The sequence below is a fragment of the Bradyrhizobium sp. Unk1 genome, from assembly GCF_059512345.1.
Window position 1 is genome coordinate 1 of sequence record NZ_JCAMOP010000227.1, and the last position, 492, is coordinate 492.

Consider the following 492-nt stretch of genomic DNA (forward strand, 5'->3'; position numbering starts at 1 on the left):
CCACGGACAGAAGCATGATCCTGGCGATGAGATATCGTTCAGAGGGACTTGACGAACAAAGGCCCATTACAGAAGCATTACAGTTGCAGTTTGTTCTTCAGATGGGCGTTGCGCGCGTTGGCCTGATGAGCCCTGCGCCAGGATGACCATGCGAGGATATTGGCGTGCGGGATGCGTCGCTGGGCTAGCTTCATGGCGATGCGGCGGATTTCCTGGATCGACCAGCGGATCAAGACCGCTGCTTCGGTCGAGGCCGCTGTCGCGTTTTTTTGAGCAATGGCCCGGTGTTGGCCCGATGACGGATGACGGCCATCATGGCGAAGGCAAGCATGACGAGTGAGACATGGCGATGCCAGCCATGCCAGGAGCGGGTTTCGTTGTGATCCAGGCCGAGCTCGTTCTTGGCAGTTTCGAAGTAAGCGCGAATTTCCCCGCACCTTTTGCTTTTGAGTGCTCTGATGCATGAGGTGTCCACTTAAATAGGTGGACACC

At 56.5% G+C, this 492-nt stretch carries 1 pseudogene; it reads right to left on the reverse strand.

From position 1 onward, the window contains the following. Positions 1-229: 229 nt before the first annotated feature. A pseudogene (locus AC5ZFO_RS48260) lies at positions 230-415 on the reverse strand (IS701 family transposase); the annotation flags it as partial. Positions 416-492: the final 77 nt, after the last annotated feature.